Origin of the sequence: Archangium primigenium, from assembly GCF_016904885.1 — a bacterium.
In the GTDB taxonomy this organism is placed as follows: domain Bacteria; phylum Myxococcota; class Myxococcia; order Myxococcales; family Myxococcaceae; genus Cystobacter; species Cystobacter primigenius.
Genome location: NZ_JADWYI010000001.1, coordinates 3,574,289 through 3,589,750, shown reverse-complemented (window position 1 = coordinate 3,589,750; position 15,462 = coordinate 3,574,289). Strand labels below are relative to the sequence as shown.

General features: G+C 71.4%; 11 protein-coding genes. 5 read left to right on the top strand and 6 right to left on the bottom strand.

The window, feature by feature from the left end; genetic code table 11:
• Positions 1 to 24 precede the first annotated feature (24 nt).
• From I3V78_RS14945 to I3V78_RS40155, 5 genes are all read right to left on the bottom strand, one after another.
• The gene (locus I3V78_RS14945; protein WP_204488433.1) at positions 25 to 1,224 is read right to left on the bottom strand and encodes a cytochrome P450; all 1,200 of its coding nucleotides are present in this window, start codon (positions 1,222 to 1,224) and stop codon (positions 25 to 27) included.
• Positions 1,217 to 2,731 (bottom strand): condensation domain-containing protein, encoded by a 1,515-nt coding sequence (locus tag I3V78_RS14940; RefSeq protein WP_204488431.1) that lies wholly within the window; start codon positions 2,729 to 2,731, stop codon positions 1,217 to 1,219. Before I3V78_RS14940 ends, I3V78_RS14945 begins: the two co-directional genes overlap by 8 nt.
• Positions 2,728 to 7,872 (bottom strand): non-ribosomal peptide synthetase, encoded by a 5,145-nt coding sequence (locus tag I3V78_RS14935; RefSeq protein ID WP_204488429.1) that lies wholly within the window; start codon positions 7,870 to 7,872, stop codon positions 2,728 to 2,730. The genes I3V78_RS14940 and I3V78_RS14935 overlap by 4 nt, the downstream gene beginning before the upstream one ends.
• An 86-nt stretch (positions 7,873 to 7,958) precedes the next feature.
• Positions 7,959 to 8,717 carry a DUF5953 family protein gene (locus I3V78_RS14930; RefSeq protein WP_204488427.1) on the bottom strand — a complete coding sequence of 253 codons (759 nt, stop codon included), beginning with the start codon at positions 8,715 to 8,717 and terminating at the stop codon, positions 7,959 to 7,961.
• 1 nt (position 8,718) lies between these two features.
• A complete protein-coding gene (locus I3V78_RS40155; protein ID WP_338023580.1) occupies positions 8,719 to 9,033 on the bottom strand; it encodes a DUF6310 domain-containing protein in 315 nt (104 codons plus the stop codon).
• Between the two features lie 827 nt (positions 9,034 to 9,860).
• On the opposite strand from I3V78_RS40155, the gene I3V78_RS14920 reads away from it, so the two are divergent.
• Genes I3V78_RS14920 through I3V78_RS14910 form a run of 3 tightly spaced genes read left to right on the top strand, consistent with a single transcriptional unit; the run spans position 9,861 to position 12,537 of the window.
• Positions 9,861 to 10,256, top strand: a complete 396-nt coding sequence (locus I3V78_RS14920) for a hypothetical protein (RefSeq protein ID WP_239576432.1) — start codon at positions 9,861 to 9,863, stop codon at positions 10,254 to 10,256.
• A gap of 32 nt (positions 10,257 to 10,288) precedes the next feature.
• A complete protein-coding gene (locus tag I3V78_RS14915; protein WP_204488425.1) occupies positions 10,289 to 11,245 on the top strand; it encodes a bifunctional helix-turn-helix transcriptional regulator/GNAT family N-acetyltransferase in 957 nt (318 codons plus the stop codon).
• A 32-nt stretch (positions 11,246 to 11,277) separates the two neighbouring features.
• Positions 11,278 to 12,537, top strand: a complete 1,260-nt coding sequence (locus tag I3V78_RS14910) for a DUF4303 domain-containing protein (protein ID WP_204488423.1) — start codon at positions 11,278 to 11,280, stop codon at positions 12,535 to 12,537.
• A 3-nt stretch (positions 12,538 to 12,540) separates the two neighbouring features.
• Here I3V78_RS14910 and I3V78_RS14905 read toward each other — a convergent pair whose 3' ends face one another.
• The gene (locus I3V78_RS14905; RefSeq protein ID WP_204488421.1) at positions 12,541 to 12,945 is read right to left on the bottom strand and encodes a winged helix-turn-helix transcriptional regulator; all 405 of its coding nucleotides are present in this window, start codon (positions 12,943 to 12,945) and stop codon (positions 12,541 to 12,543) included.
• A 102-nt stretch (positions 12,946 to 13,047) separates the two neighbouring features.
• Here I3V78_RS14905 and I3V78_RS14900 point away from each other — a divergent pair, with 102 nt between their 5' ends.
• Together I3V78_RS14900 and I3V78_RS14895 are read left to right on the top strand one after the other, a co-directional pair.
• Positions 13,048 to 14,022 (top strand): alpha/beta hydrolase family protein, encoded by a 975-nt coding sequence (locus I3V78_RS14900; protein ID WP_239576431.1) that lies wholly within the window; start codon positions 13,048 to 13,050, stop codon positions 14,020 to 14,022.
• A gap of 138 nt (positions 14,023 to 14,160) precedes the next feature.
• Positions 14,161 to 15,459 carry a hypothetical protein gene (locus I3V78_RS14895; RefSeq protein ID WP_204488420.1) on the top strand — a complete coding sequence of 433 codons (1,299 nt, stop codon included), beginning with the start codon at positions 14,161 to 14,163 and terminating at the stop codon, positions 15,457 to 15,459.
• The last annotated feature ends 3 nt before the right edge of the window (positions 15,460 to 15,462 follow it).

Here is a 15,462-nt window from a genome sequence, read left to right as displayed (position 1 = left end):
CCTCGTGCGCTGTAGCCGCGCGGGCTACCAGGTGACCGGCACCTCGTGCGCGCCCAGGAGATTCTCGTCGTGCTTGAAGGGAATCTCCTCGAGCGGCACCGCCAGACGCAGCGCGGGCAGCCGCCGCCACAGCGACTCGAAGGCCACGTCCAGCTCGATGAGCGCCAGCGCGCGGCCCATGCACAGGTGGATGCCGTGCCCCATCGCGAGGTTGTGGACCGGCGCGCGCTCGACGTCCAACCGGTCCGGCGCGGGGAAGACGGCGGGGTCGCGGTTGGCGGCGTCGAGTTGCACCAGCACCCCTTCCCCCTCCCGGATGAGCTGGCCCCCCACGGTGAGGTCCGCCGTGGCCACCCGCTGGCGGGCGTTGTGGGAGACGGTGACGTAGCGCAGCAACTCCTGCACGGCCGCGGAGCGCCGCGCCGGCTCGCGCGCCGCGAGGAAGCGCTCGCGCTGCGCGGGCTCCAGCAGGAGCGCCACCGTGCCCAGGCCGATCATGTAGGCCGAGGGCCCGTGCCCGGCGAAGAACAGCATCTGGAACATGGCCGCGGCGTCCTCGTCACTCAGGGCGCCGCCCAGGACGTCCTGGGCCACGACACGGCCCACGAGCGTGTCTCCGGGCGCGGCCTTGTGGGTCGCCACCAGCCGGTGGAAGTAGCCATCCATCTCGTCCATGGCCCGGCCGACCACGTCCTTGGGCGCGGTGCGTGAGGCGATGGTGCGGCTGAGGGCATGCAGGGGCTCGTAGTCCTCATGAGGCACGCCCAGCAGCTCGCAGATGACCCGCGTGGCCACGGGCAGCGCGTAGGTCGCCATCAGGTCCACCGGCCTCGGCCCGGCCTCCATCGCGTCGAGCGCGTCGTCCACGGCGCGCTGGACCGCGGGCCGCAGGGCCTCCATGCGCCGGGGCGAGAACTCCCGCAGGAGCATGGCCCGCTGACGCCGGTAGTCCGCCTCGGGACGGAACGGAAACGGCAACAGCCGGGCACTGCGCAGCGCCGACGCGGGCGAGATGTGCGGAAAGCCCGGCAGCGTGAAGTCCATGCTCAGCCGGGGATCCGCCAGCGCCGCGCAGGCGTCCTCGTACCGGGTGATGAGCCAGGGGGTGCTGCCATCCCAGATGCGGATGCGGGACACGGGCGCTTCGCGCCGCAGGCGCTCGAAGTCCGGAGGCGGCGCCAGCGGTCGCCGCTCGTCCCGGGGCAGCGGATAGGACTCAGTCATCTCGGGTCTCCTGCTCGAGGCGGGCGGCCACACCGGCCACCGTGGGGAGTGCATACAGCGCGTGCAGCGGGAGATCACGCCCGAACCCGGCCCGAATCCCGGCCGCGAGCTCCACCAGCAGCAGGGAGTGGCCTCCCCGCCGGAAGAAGTCCTCATGGAGGCCCACCGCGTCGACGCCCAGCACCTGCGCGAACAGGCGGGCCACGGCACGCTGCGTCTCCGTCCGCGGGAGCATCCACTCCGCCACCGGCCGCTCGGACGCGGCGGCCTCCAGCACCTCCTCGTAGGTGGTCAGCAGCGTCTCCACGACGCCCGGCGGCAACAGGCCCTCGTCGAACTCGGCTCCGACGCGCGCGCCCCCGTCGGCCGTCTCCTCCACCTTCAGGGTGAGCTCGAACTTCACCGGGACGAAGTCCAGCACGCGCTCCGTCACCGCGCAGCCCGCCAGTGCCAGCACGCCCAGCGACCCCAGCGGATGGTGCGCGAAGTTGACCTGGACCAGGGGGGAGCGGTCGGGGTCCCGGGGCGGATCGAGTGCCGCGACGAGCTGCTCGAAGGGCAACGCCTGGTGCGCGAGCGCGGCGGCGGTGGACTCGGCCACCCGGACGAGCAGCTCCCGGAAGGAGGGCCCGCCGCCCAGGTCGATCCGCAGCGCCACGGTGTTGACGAAGAAGCCCAGGACGCGCTCGACCTCGGGCGGGTCCCGATTGGCCACGGCCAGGCCCAGCACCAGGCGCTCCCGGTCCGCGAGCCGCCCGACGACGAGGCCGCAGGCGGCCGCCAGGACCGTGAACAGCGTCTGCCCCTCGCTGCGCGCCTGGGCCCGGAGCCGCGAGAGCAGCACCTCGGACAACGGGCGCTGAATCCGCTGCCCCCGGCCCCGCGCGCGCCGGTAGGGCACCAGGTCCAGCGTGGGGGGAACGCCCGCGAGCCACTCCCGCCACCAGCGCACCAGGACCTCGCGCCGGGGTTCGGTGAGCTGTTCCCGCTGCCACGCCGCCCAATCCACGTATTGAATGGGCAGCTCGGGCCAGTCGAGGGCCCCCCCGGTGAACCGCGCCCGGTAAGCGAGCGACAGCTCCTCGAAGAAGACCTGCGCGGACCAGCCATCGGCCACGAGCAGGTGCAGGCAGAAGACGAGCAGGTGCGACGTCTCGGCCCACCGGAGCACGGTGAGCCGGGCGAGCGGGCCGTGCTCGACGTCGAAGGGCTCGGACACGAGCGCGTCGAGCCGCCGCGCCGCCTCGGCCTCGTCCGCCACGTCGAGCACGCGCGGGAAGGCCTGACCCGTGGGCGACACCCGCTGGAGCGAGCCGAGGGGAAAGACGGTCCGCAGCGGCTCGTGCCTCGCGACCAGCAGGTCCAGGGCCCCGCGCAAGGCGGAGAGGTCCAACGGGCCCGTCACCTGGAAGCACCGCGCCGAGCCATGGGCGAAACCCGAGGGGTCGAGCCCATGCAGGAAGCACAGCCGCCGCTGGGCGAAGGACATGGGGAACAGGTCCGTCATGCGCGGGGCAACCTCGTGATGGTGGGACGCGAGGTCGGCAGCGAGGGCAGCACGAGCGCCAGGGCCGCGACGGTTGGATGGGAGAAGAGGAGCGCGGGAGAAACCTCGTGCCCGGTCATCGCGCTCAACCGCGAGGCCAGCCGCATGGCCTGCAAAGAGTGCATCCCCAGCGCGAACAGGCTGTCGTGGACCCCCACCCGCTCCAGCGCCAGCAGGCCGGTGACCAGGGCGGCGATCCGGGTCTCCTGCTCGGTCCTCGGGGCGGTGAAGACCGCGTCCGCCTGAAGGCTCGGCGCGGGGAGCCGGGAGCGGTCCAGCTTGCCGCTCGGGGTGAGCGGCCAGGCCTCCAGCACCATGACGACGCCGGGCACGAACGCACCGGGCACCCGGCGGGCCAGCTCCTCGCGCACGGACGGACCCGACAACATGGCCCCGGGCGCGGCCAGCACGTACCCCACCAGCCGGGCCTCGCCCCCGGAGCGCTCCACGGTCACCACCGCGTCCGTCACCCCGGGATGCGCGGCCAGCGCGGCCCGCACCTCCGCGAGCTCCACCCGGACGCCCCGGATCTTCACCTGCTCGTCCCGGCGGCCCACGAACTCCAGGAGGCCGCCGGGCAACCACCGGCCCAGGTCTCCACTGCGGTACAGCCGCTCGCCAGGCTCCGCCGCGAGGGGATGCGGCACGAAGCGCTCGGCGGTGAGGCCCGGCTGGCCGAGGTAGCCCCGGGCGACCCCCGGCCCTCCGATGCAGATCTCCCCCACCACGCCCGCGGGCACCGCCCGCCCGTGCGCATCGAGCACGGCGAGCTGACAGTGGGCCGGGGGTCGCCCAATGGGCACCCGGGCGCCCTCCACCCCGGACCAGTCCTCCAGGTCCAGGGTGCTGGCGAAGATGGTGGTCTCGGTCGGGCCGTAGACGTTGGTCACGCGCGAGACGCCCCGGCGCCGCAGCGCGTGCACCGCCTCGGGCGAGACGACATCCCCCGCCACGGAGATCCGCTCGACCCGCTCGAAGCTCTCCGGGGCTTCGGCCACCAGGGCGTGGAACACCGCGGGCGTGAGGCTCACGTGGGTCACCGCGCCCCGCGCCATGCACCGCGCCACCTCCCGGGTCGTCCAGCCCGGCTCGAGGAAGTGGACCGCCGCGCCCTTGAGCCACGCGCCCCACACCTCCATCACCGACACGTCGAAGCCCGGCGAGGACAGGGCCAGCATCGTCTTGCCAGGACCCAGGCCGAGCACCTCCGAGCCGTGCAGGCGGGCCACCACCGAGCGGTGCTCGACCAGGACCCCCTTGGGCTGGCCCGTCGAGCCGGACGTATAGATGACGTAGGCGAGGGCGGAGGGCTCGCCCGGGGGCAGCGGCCTGTCGGCGGAGTCGATGGGCGCGTCCCACAGGACGAGCGGAACATCGCCGACCCGCTCCGCCAGGGCCCGGGTGGTGAGGACGAGGCGGGGCCGCGCGTCCTGGAGCAGGCGCGTCAGGTGCGCGGGCGGATGGTGGGGCGCCAGGGGCAGGAAGGCGGCCCCAGTGAACAGCACCGCGAGCTGGGCGACGGCCATCCGGTCCGACAAGGGCAGGCACACCGCCACCACGTCCCCCGGGCCCACGCCCTGGCTTCGGAGGTGGGACGCCCGGTAGCGCGCCTCGCGCACCAGGTCCCGGTAGGACACGACGCCCGCGCCCGAGACCAGGGCCGGCGCCTCCGGCGTGCGCTCCGCCTGGAGCTCGACGAGTCGGGGGAGCCAGGACTCCGGAAGGGGCGGCTGGGGCCCTGTCACGACGAGCGCCCGGGCCTGGGCCGCGTCCATCAGCGGCAGCGCGGAGACCCGGGTGTCGGGCGCGTCGACGAGGGCGTGCAGCAGCGTCTGGTACGCGGCGAGCATGCCCGTGATGAACGCCGCGTCGAAGAGCTCGGTGTCGAACTCCCAGGCGAGCGTGATGCCACACAGGGCCGAGCGGGGACTGGGCGGCACGGGCCCGTCCGAGCGGGGAATGTGCACGACATCGCCCTCCTCCCGGCTGATGTGTCCTGCCTGGGCGTAGCGCGGCACCGCGACGACGGACACCTCGAACTTCGCCGAGCCGTTGCTCAACCCCTCCACGACGGTGACGTCCAGCGGAGACGCCCCCACCGTGCCGTGCGGCGCGTCGTGGAAGCTGAACAGGGTCTGGATCAGCGGGTGGGCGCCCTCGTCCTGCCGCGCGGGGGACTCCGCGAAGATCATCCCGTAGGGCAGTTCCTGGTGGTCGTAGACCGCCAGCGACGTGCGCCGCACCCGCTCCAGGAACTCCGAGAAGGTCGGATCGCCGTGCAACCGGCCGCGCAGCACGACCGTGTTGACGAACATGCCCAGCAGCTCTTCCGTGTCCCGCCAGTGGCGGTTGGCCACGCCCGAGCCCACGAGGACATCGGACGCGCCCGTGTAGCGGTGCAGCAGCACGAAGAACGCCGCGAGCAGCGTGTTGAACAGCGACGTCGAGCCTCGCTCGGACAGCGCGAGCAGGCGGTGCGCGAGCCCCTCGTCGATCTCCATCCGGGGGGCCACGCCGCGAAACCGCCGCGCCGCGGGCACGGGATTCCGAGGCAGCGCGAGCACGGTCTCGGCGCCCTCCAGCTCCTGTCGCCAGAAGCGACGCTGCGCCGCGGCGGCCTCCGTGGCACACCACTCCCGCTGCCAGCGCGCATAGTCCGAGTAGCGCACGGGCGGATCCTCGCGCCGCCCCCGGCCATGGCGCACGTGGTCGGCGTACCCGTCGACGAGCTCCCGCACGAACAGGTTGAACGACCAGCCGTCATGCACGATGTGGTGCTCCACGTGCACGAAGACATGCTCGCGCGCCCCGAGCCGCAGCAGCAGCCAGCGGAACGGCCGGCCCTCGGCGAGGGAGAACGGCGCCGCGAGCAGCTCACGCACGGCCTCGCCCACGGCCTCCGCGTGCCGCGCCTCGTCGAGCGCCTGGAGATCCCGCACGGCGACCTCCACGTCCCAGGGCGCCTCCAGCTCGCACCGCAGCTCGCCATCCACCTCGGGGAAGCGGGTGCGCAGCACGTCCTGCCGCCGGACGATGTCGGTGAGGCTCGCGTTGAGCGCGGCGAGCACCAGCTCCCCCTCCAAACGGAGCACCGCCTGCGTGTGGTAGGCGCGCGCCTCGGGGTGCAGCTTGTGCATCATCCACACCCGCTGCTGGGCATACGACGGCACCACGGGTGTCCCGGGCTCGGCCCTCCGGGGCCCCGGATCCACGGACCGAGGCACGTCCCGCAGGTGCTCGGCGAGCTCGGCGATGACAGGCGAGGCCAGTACGGCGCTCAACTCGAGGTGGACACCCAGCTCCGCGCGCACCCGGGCCACGAGCTGGGTGGCGAACAGGGAGTGGCCCCCCAGCGCGAACAGGTTGTCCCGCACCCCGACCCGCTCCAGCCCGAGCAGCTCCGCCGCGATCCCCGCCAGGGCCCGCTCCAGGGACGTGCGCGGCAGGCCCTCCGCCGAGTCCCCCGCGCCTCGGGGCCGGGGCAGCCGGGACCGATCCACCTTGCCACTCGGGGTCAACGGCCACGCCTCCACGGCGACGAGCACGTCGGGCACCAGGTAGCCGGGCAACCGGTGGCGGAGCGTGGCGCGCAGCGCGGCGACATCGCACGCCGGACCCTCGGTCGGGAGCACGTACCCCAACAGCCGCTCCCCGGCGCCGTCGATGACGGCCACCGCGTCCCGCACTCCGGGCAGGTCGCACAGCGCGGCCTCCACCTGGCCCAGCTCGATGCGCGCGCCCCGGACCTTCACCTGGTCATCGCGTCGGCCCAGGAAGTCGAGCGAGCCGTCCGCGAGGAACTGGCCCAGGTCCCCACTGCGGTACAGCCGGGCGCCGGGCGTGGGGCTGAATGGGTCCGGGATGAAGCGCTCGGCCGTGAGCGCGGGCTGCCCCAGGTAGCCCCGCCCCACCCCGCTCCCGCCGATGCAGATCTCCCCGGGAGTGCCCTCCGGCACGGGCCGCAGGTGCTCGTCGAGGAGGACGATGTGCGTCCCCGCCAGGGGCCGGCCGATGGGCACACGTCCGGCGTCCTGGGTCCCCACCGTGTGCAGCGTGCATCCCACGGTGATCTCCGTGGGCCCATAGCCGTTGACGAAGCGGTGGTTCAAGGACCAGCGCCGGGCCGTCTCCGGGAGGCACACGTCGCCGGTGCTCATCACCACCTCGAGGTCGGGGAAGCCCTCCGGACTCAGGGTGCGCAGGACCGACACGGGAAGGACCGCGTGGGTGATGCGGCGCGAGCGCAGCACCTCGGCGAGGGGCTCACCGGAGATGAGCGTGTCGTCGATGAGCTCCAGCCGACCGCCATTGCCGAGCGCCATCAGGATGTCGAACAAGGCCGCGTCGAAGGACGGGTGGAAGAACTGCAACACCCGCACCTGGGGTCCCACGCCGTCCAGGAAACGGCGCTGGGCGAGGAGGAGGTTGGCCACGCCCCGCTGCTCGATCATCACCAGCTTGGGCTCACCGGTGGAGCCCGAGGTACAGATGATGTACGCCAAGGACTCCGGCGTGAGCGTCGGCGCCTCCAGGGCCTCGGACTCCGACGGGGGGACGTCCGCCGACTCCGGCACGAGGTGAGGCACGCCCGGCACGGCGCTCTCGGCCGAGGGCCCGACCACGAGCACCGCCCCCGCCCGTCGGACGACGTCCGCGCGCCAGGCCGCGGGGTGCGCCGGGGCCAAGGGGAGGTACGCCGCCCCGAGCCGCCAGACGGCGAGCGCGGTCTCGATGAACGCGAGGCTCCGGTCCATCACCACCGCGACCACGTCTCCGGCGCGGACGCCCTGGGCGCGCAACCGTGTCGCCAGGGCCCGGGTGCGCGCGGACAGTCGCGCGTAGGTCACCTCGGTGGAGGCGTCCGCGAGCGCCACCCGGTCCGCGTGCTGTCGGCACTGGTCGTCGATCAGCGCCAGCGCCGAGCGCCACGGGCCCTGCGCGACCCCATCGCCATGCACCGGCACGGCCCGCCGTGGGGGCACCTGCTCCGCGCGAACGCTCGAGGAGGAACCCAGGGCCCAGGGCTGCTTGCGCCGGAGGCTCGGCAACAACCGTTCGTATTCCGTTCCGGTGACGAGGACGGGAGAGGGAGGAGGACTCAAGGCGGGCTCCGAATGGGACGGGATCCAGACCTTGAATTAGCAGCCGGAGGGCCCTTCCCGCTCGGAGAAGGCAAATGACGCCGCTCTCAGCGGGACAGGCGACCACCCATCTCCGGAAAGCGCTCATAGACCCGGAAGAGCGCATCCAGGTGCGCGGGATTGTTCAGGTCGAGCGGCGAATCGGTGAGTCGGACGATCCACCCACCCCGCTCCATTCGTCGTGAGCGCGAAAGCAACTCCGCGTCGCGAGTGGCGTCCGGAAAGCCGATGGCTCGAGCGGCGGAAGCGGACCAATAATTCAGCCAGCCGAGGCGATGCGGAATCTCAGGCAAGCGCAGGGCACCCGGGGACCTGAGGATTGGCAGCCCTCGAGGAGGTGTCTCCAAGTCGTCTGGCCGATTCTTCGTCTGGCGCGCGATGTCCAACCCCGCGCTGGACGGCGTCACGTGCCCCCAGAACGCCCGTGCGCTTTCCGCCACGGCCGCCAGGACATCCCCGGCCGCCAAGCTCCACCTCGCCTCCAGTGGCAGGTGGGCATGGACCTCGAATTGTGGCTGTCCCCCCGGCGCACTGTCCGCTGGAAGCTCCCATCCAAAAACCGTCACGGGACGGCTTTCGTCGCCGTTGCACAGCAGTGGGAAGCCCTGCCCATCCACCCGCCCGTGAGACACCCAGGCGTCTCGCTGCGACACCGGAGTGCATACGCCTTCGTCCGAGACGGTCCATTCCAATCGCAATCCGGGGACTGCTCGCTCCATTCCGTGGACCACGGAGACAGGGCGGCCGTCGTCGCGCACGAGCGCGGGCGCGTAGACGATGAGATTGAAACGACGATGGCTTGTCATCTCAGCACCAATCCATCACGACGATGAAACCGACCAGATCCGGGGCATCTTCTTCCAACGCTTGCCTGTGCGCTTCGCTGCGCACGCCGACTCGGAAGTTGAACCCGCAGGCCAACGCGAGAGCGCGATCACTCCGCAATTTCGGCACTTGCCTTTCGATTTCGCGCGCTCGAACGAAAGGGTTGTACGTTTCTACCGCGGTAGTCTTGATCTCCCAGAGAGTGCGCGAGGCCATTTGCAGCGCGTCGAAGTTGCTCCCGTTCACGAGCACATCTCCACATGGGAAGCTGTTGTCCGGCGACTTGTCGGAGGTCACGGCTCCGTAGCCTGCGGCATGCGCGTGGACTTCACGCTGGGCAGGTAACACCTGCCCTGGTGCTCGGCGACGCCCTTGCCGCACGGCGGCTTCTGCGCAATTGGGATCCAGCACCCTCCGTCGATCTCCTTCGCGACCATCTTCGGGCCGCACAGAGGCATCTCCTCGAGAACTGGCCTGTCGGGCCAGGGATGAGGCGACGGATGCCCTATACCGCTCACGCGCGGGAACAAGGGCACCCACGAGGTCCCCCTCAAACCGTTCGGGTGAAACCACGCACCCAGCACGAGCAGGAGAGCCAGGGTGCAGGCACCCAGACCCACGCACCCACTCACATGGAATCGGCGGGGCCGGACCGCGAGGGCGCCCTTTCCCGATGTCAGGTGGGCACGCGCCTCGGCGTTGTGCTCCACGCGCGTGTCCGAGGCGGAGGCTCGCACGAGCACGTCCGCGAGCTCCGCCGGAGACAACCGCATGGGGTTTGGCCCCAGCGTGAGTGTGAGCGAGGGCGGCGAGCTCTCGGAGAAGAACCGTGCCTCGAAGCGCTCCATGGGCCGCCATTCCTCGGGATTGCCGGGAAAGAAGCGCGGGACGCGTCCGCCCGTCTTCGCGTGCCACGCGACATGCAAGCTCCCGAGGCCCGGTCCCACGTCCTCGTACCGCTCCCCGTCCTTCCCATTCCGCGCGTCCGCCACGTGCACACCCTCCAGGTTCGCACACAGAGAACCGGAGATGACCTTTCAAGTCAAGCCTTCCGACGTGTCCGCACAGGTCACCTGAATCCAGAGCGCTTTGCGGCGCCAGTGGGCGCGGCCTACGGTGACGCCATGTCCCGGGCACCCCCCATCGTGTTGCCCATCACCCCGCCCCTGCTCGGGCACGCCAACCCCTGGGCGCTGCTCCTGCGGCGGGAGAAGGACTGCTCGGTGGCCACCGCCGCGCTGCTCTCCGAGCGCTACGCCCTGAAGAACGACGAGAAGCCCTTCGTGCGCGAGTTGCTGCGCCGCAAGCCCAACCTCTGGGTGTTCCGCTGTGACCAGCGCCGCTTCGCGGGGGACTTCGTGGTGGTGGACATGTCCGAGCCGCGCCGCGAGCACCGATGGGCCGTGGTGCTGGACCTCAAGCAGGGCGCGCTGCTCGTGCGCGGCGGAGGGGGCGCCGACTCCCTTCCCGTGGGTGAGGTCTGGACGCCCCCTCTTGCGTTCCCCTTCGTTTATAGCTAGCTATATAGCGCGCTATCAAACGGAGGTACGGCATGGAAGTCGATCTTCTGGCGGGTTTCGGCGTGGGGTTCCTGGGCAGTCGGCTCAAGCGACTGGCCGAGCGGATGCAGGCCGACGCGGCCGAGGTGGCGCGCTCGCTGGAGCTGCCGGTCCAGCCCGCCCAGGTGTCGCTGCTGATGACGATCCACCTGCACGGCCCGCTCACGGTGGGCGAGCTGGCCGAGCGCCTGCAACTGGCCCAACCCACGGTGACACGCGCCCTCGGAACGCTGGAGGACTTCGTCGAGGCGCGGCGCTCGCCGGACGACCAGCGCTCGAAGCAATTGGCGCTGACGGAGCGGGGCGAGGCCCTGATGGTCCGCATCCAGACGCAGCTGATGCCGCGCATCGAGCCCGCAGCGGCCTCGTTGGTCGAGGGCCTGTCGGGCGATTTCATGCAGGGGCTGGCCACGCTGGAGGCGCGTCTGGCCGAGGCCTCGTTGCTCGACCGGGTCAAGGCCGCTGGTCCACCCAGGATGTGGGCGCGGGACTTCTCCGATGACCTGACCGCCGCCTTCTATCGGATCAACGCCGAGTGGATCGAGGACATGTTCGCCCTCGAGGAGAACGACATCGCCCTGCTGTCCAAGCCGCGCGAGTTGATCCTCGACAAGGGCGGCGTGGTGCTGTTCGCCGAGACGCCGGAGCTGGGCGTGGTGGGGACGTGCGCCCTGATGGTCTCCAAGGACGGCTGGGTGGAGCTGACCAAGATGGGCGTCTTGAAGAGCGCCCGGGGCCTGAAGGTCGGCGAGTTCCTGCTCGCCAAGACCCTGGAGCGGGCCTCCAGCCTGGGCTTCGGCAAGGTCTATCTGTTGACCAACAAGAAGTGCGCGGCGGCCATCCATCTCTACGAGAAGCTCGGCTTCGTGCACGACGCCGAGATCATGCGCCAGTTCGGCGCGCGCTACGAGCGGTGCGACGTGGCGATGTCCTATCGTCCGCGGGGTTAGACTGTCGCGACCCAACCCCGCGAGGACTCACGATGGACTGGAAGGCATTGGAGACACGGCTCGTCGACACCGCCCGCGCGACGCTCGACGACTGGCTCGCGCGAGGCGCCAGCCCCTTGTACGCCGTCGCCTTCCACGCGAGCTACCGCGAGGAGGAGCACACGCTGGGGCTGCCCTCGCTGGCCGCCAACAGCCTCGCGGCGCTCACCGCCGACCACCCCGGGTGGAAGGAGGAGGGCTTCGTCGGCGTCAAATGGAACCCGGCCGACTGGCGCTGGGACCAGGAACCCGACGACGCCGGGCTGACCGCCCTCGATGCCGCCTTGCAGGCCGAGGCCCATGGCAAGGGGCCCGCGCACTGGCACAAGACCGAGGCGCGCTTCATCGCCACCGTGACGCGCGCCGCGAAGACGCTGGCCAAACAGTTCGCCAAGGATCCCCGCGTGGAGCGCGACTTCGTCGTGTTCTTCCATGACGAGGACGGCGGCGCCGAGCTGGCCCGCGCCAGCATTCCCAAGGCGCGCTTCCTGCGCCTGTTCCCCGAGCAGGACGCCACCGAACAACTGCGCCGGGAAGTGGCCACTCGGCCCGTGCCGGAACAGGTGGACTACTACCTGAGCCGTCTGGACAGCTACGACGGCATCAACTGCGAGGAGGCCCAGGCCTGGCTGATCGCCCACGGAGAAGCCGCCGCCCCGGCCCTGACCGAACGCCTGCGGGCCCAACCCGACGACTGGCAGGCGGCGCGGCTGCTCGGTGCCACCGGCGTGAGCAGCCCGGAGAGCCTCGCGGCGCTGCGCCACGCGCTGCTGCACGGCACCGACGAGAGCGCGAGGACCTGGAGCGCGAACGCCCTGGGGTACATGGGGGACTTCGAGTGGCTGCTGGACAAGGCGGCCGAGCCCGGGCTGGGTCGGCTCGCGGCGGAGGGCTGCTGTGCCAACCTGCGTCCTTTCCGCGACGACAACGCGCGCCCCTTGCCGCTGGACTACGCGCCGCTGGAGACGCTGCTCGCGCGCCACCCGAAGCTGAAGACCGTCGTGGAAAAAGACATCCTCCGGCTCGGCGGAGGCTCGTGTGAGATTGGCGCGGACGAGGTGGCCGAGGTCTGTCGCGGCCTGCGCTCGCCCCACGCGAGCGTGCGCCGCCACGCGGCCTTCGCGCTCGACAACCGGCGGCTCGGCAAACCCCAACGGGCCCAGGCGATGGATGCGCTGCGCGCCGCGCGGGCCGACGCCGACCCCACGGTGGCCCGTCTCGCGGGCGAGGCGCTGGCGTCGCTCAGCCGCTGAGGCTCATCGCGTCCGCTCGTCGAAGCGCGCTCTCGCTGTCTTGATCGCGCCCCAGTTGCCGCCGATCCAATCGACCAACGCCTGCATCGGCTTCATCAAACCGAGACCCAGTGGGGTCAATTCGTATTCCACCCGCGGCGGCACCTCGGGAAAGACTTCACGCGACACGAAGCCATCCCGCTCCAGGTCGCGCAGGGTGGTGGTGAGCATGCGCTGGGAAATCCCACGCACCATCCGCTGGAGCTCGGAGAAGCGCGCGCGGTTGCGGGGGGTCTTCGCGAGCATGACCACCACCAGGATGCTCCACTTGTCGCCCACCTTCGTCAGGAATTCCCGGACGGCCGTGGACTCCTCGGTCTCGCACATGCGCACGAGCGGCTCGGCGGTGCTTCGACGGCCCTTCTCCATGGTTACCTCCAGGTGCGTTCCTGCGGCGAAAGTGCCGTCTTCTCATCCAGGGGCGCCCCTCTCACGATGGAGACACCTCGACGCGTCACCCAGGAGATGACCATGTCCTCGGAGCACTCCAAACACCATCCGCTGGCCGAGCCGCTCGCCCTGCCTCGGGACGAGGCCTTGAACGCGCCCGTCCCCGTCATCTCCGCGAGTCCGGTCGTGTTGCCGGCGCCGGGACGGGGCGAGGATCTCCTGGTGCGCGTTTCCGCGCCCGCGGTGGGCAGCGCGCTGCCGATCATCGTCTTCTCCCACGGCTTCGGATCGTCCATGGACGGCTATGCCCCCCTCGCGAACTACTGGGCGGCACGTGGCTTCGTCGTGATTCAGCCCACCTTCCTCGATTCCAGGCGGTTGGGTCTCCCTCCGGAGGATGCCCGGAGGCCGTTCATCTGGCGGACCCGCGTCGCCGACCTCCAACGCATTCTCGATCAACTGGATGTCCTCGAACGGGCCGTCCCGGGCCTCGCGGGCCGCCTCGACCCCAGCCGCATCGCCGCGGTCGGGCACTCGTTCGGCGCACAGACCACCGGCCTGTTGCTGGGCACGAGGACGCTGGGGTTCGACGGGAGCGTGGGCGAGGACCTGTCCGACCCTCGCATCAAGGTGGGTGTGCTCCTCTGCGCGGGGGGCCGAGGGGGCGACGCGCTCAGCCCCCTCGCGGTCGAACGCTTCCCCTACCTGAATCAGAGCTACGCCGGGATGAAGACGCCCACCCTCGTGGTCTGGGGGGATCAGGACCACTCACCGCTGACGGTCGTCGGGCCCGGGTGGTTCAAGGACGCCTACACCTTGAGCCCGGGCGCCAATGCGCTGCTCACGCTGTTCGGCGGAGGGCACATGCTTGGCGGCATCTCCGGCTACCAGGTGACGGAGACCACGGACGAGAACCCCGAGCGGGTCGCCGTGGTGCAGCGGATGACCTGGGCGTACCTGCGCAGTGTGTTGTACCCGGGCGATCCCGCTTGGAGCTCGGCCCGTGCCGACTTGAGGGAGCGCCCCCAGCCGCCCGGCCAGATCGACGTCAAATGACAGCGCGGCGTGCCACTCGGAGCGACGACGCGGTCCGCCAAGACGCGGGCGCGCAACTTCTCTTCGCGAATTTCGAGAATGTAATGGTGAGCCCCACATCTGGGGCCACCGATTCCGTCTTCCGCGAGGCCCGAGCCCATGACCATCAGTCGCCTGACGCCGCGTCCTCCGCCCCCGCCCCCGCCTCCTCCCGCGCCCAAGGCGGCCCCGAGCGCCCAGGCGCCCGCGACCCAGGCCCAGCCGCCGGTCATCCCCAGCAAGGACACCTTCCAGCCGACGTCCGCCGCGAGCCGCTTCGCGGGCGTCCAGGCCCAGGGCACGGCCCAGGCCCAGCCGGCGGGCTTCCTCGGAGGTCTGGGTCAGGGCATCCAGAACCTGGGCCAGGGCATCCAGGACCTCGCCCACGGCGCGGCCGAGGGAGTCCAGGACCTCGCGCAGGACACGGTCCAGGGCGCGCAGGACCTCGCCCACGGCGCGGCTCAGGGCGCGCAGGACCTCTTCAATGGCGCGGTCCAGGGCGCGAAGGATCTCGCTCAGGGCACGGCCGATGTGACGCAGCGGGGGCTCGATGTCCTCGGCACGGCCCTGCATGGCACGGGCAACTACGCGCCCGATCCGGCCCCGGGCTTTGGCACCACGGCGCCGGGCACGACCCTGCCTCCGGGTGCGCGGCCCGTCCAGGAGCCCCAGGCCACGGGCGTGCCGGGCGTGTCGGTGGATCCCGATGACGGCTGGATCGTCGGCGCCGGCCCCACGGGTCCCACGGCCTATCCGCCCAACACGCCGGCCGACCAGGTCCACCCCTTCACGCCGGAAGGACAGGATCCGAACGCGCCCCGGCCCACCATCCTCTTCACCAACGGCATCCTGACCAACAGCCCGGATCAGGCGAAGGCCGCGCAGCAGCTGGCCAACGAGACCGGGGCCAACGTCATCTGCGTCCACAACGGCACCAACGGGTTCGTCCCCGACGTGGCCCAGGCGGGCGGCGACCGGATCAGCCTGCCCGGCAACGCGGCGACCAACACCCTCACCCGCCTGATGACCCAGGCCGCCCAGTCCGGCGGGCCGGTGCAGGTGGCGGCGCACAGCCAGGGCGGCATCATCACCAGCGATGCCCTGCAGCAGACGAAGGACAACCTGCGCGCCCAGGGCATGAGCGCGGCCCAGGTCGAGCAGACCATGAGCAACTTCAACGTGCAGACCTTCGGGGGCGCCGCCGCGTCCTACCCCTCGGGGCCGAACTACACGCACGTGATCCACCCCGGGGACCCCGTCTCCGGCCCCCTGGGCATGGGCCTGCCGTCCAACGCGGCCAAGGCCATCGCGAACGGGCAGCGCGTCGTCGTCGCGCCCAACCCCGGGCCCATCTACGGCGATCCGTTCCAGAACCACGGCTTCTCCGGCTACGTGCCCCAGGCCGGCCTGCCGTCCTGAGTC

Excerpts from the sequence above, each read along its gene's own strand:
- I3V78_RS14895 (WP_204488420.1), top strand. The coding sequence starts at position 14,161 with ATGACCATCAGTCGCCTGACGCCGCGTCCTCCGCCCCCGCCCCCGCCT.
- I3V78_RS14940 (WP_204488431.1), bottom strand. The coding sequence starts at position 2,731 with ATGACGGACCTGTTCCCCATGTCCTTCGCCCAGCGGCGGCTGTGCTTC.
- I3V78_RS14920 (WP_239576432.1), top strand. The coding sequence starts at position 9,861 with ATGTCCCGGGCACCCCCCATCGTGTTGCCCATCACCCCGCCCCTGCTC.
- I3V78_RS14900 (WP_239576431.1), top strand. The coding sequence starts at position 13,048 with ATGTCCTCGGAGCACTCCAAACACCATCCGCTGGCCGAGCCGCTCGCC.
- I3V78_RS14945 (WP_204488433.1), bottom strand. The coding sequence starts at position 1,224 with ATGACTGAGTCCTATCCGCTGCCCCGGGACGAGCGGCGACCGCTGGCG.
- I3V78_RS14930 (WP_204488427.1), bottom strand. The coding sequence starts at position 8,717 with ATGACAAGCCATCGTCGTTTCAATCTCATCGTCTACGCGCCCGCGCTC.
- I3V78_RS14910 (WP_204488423.1), top strand. The coding sequence starts at position 11,278 with ATGGACTGGAAGGCATTGGAGACACGGCTCGTCGACACCGCCCGCGCG.
- I3V78_RS14905 (WP_204488421.1), bottom strand. The coding sequence starts at position 12,945 with ATGGAGAAGGGCCGTCGAAGCACCGCCGAGCCGCTCGTGCGCATGTGC.
- I3V78_RS14915 (WP_204488425.1), top strand. The coding sequence starts at position 10,289 with ATGGAAGTCGATCTTCTGGCGGGTTTCGGCGTGGGGTTCCTGGGCAGT.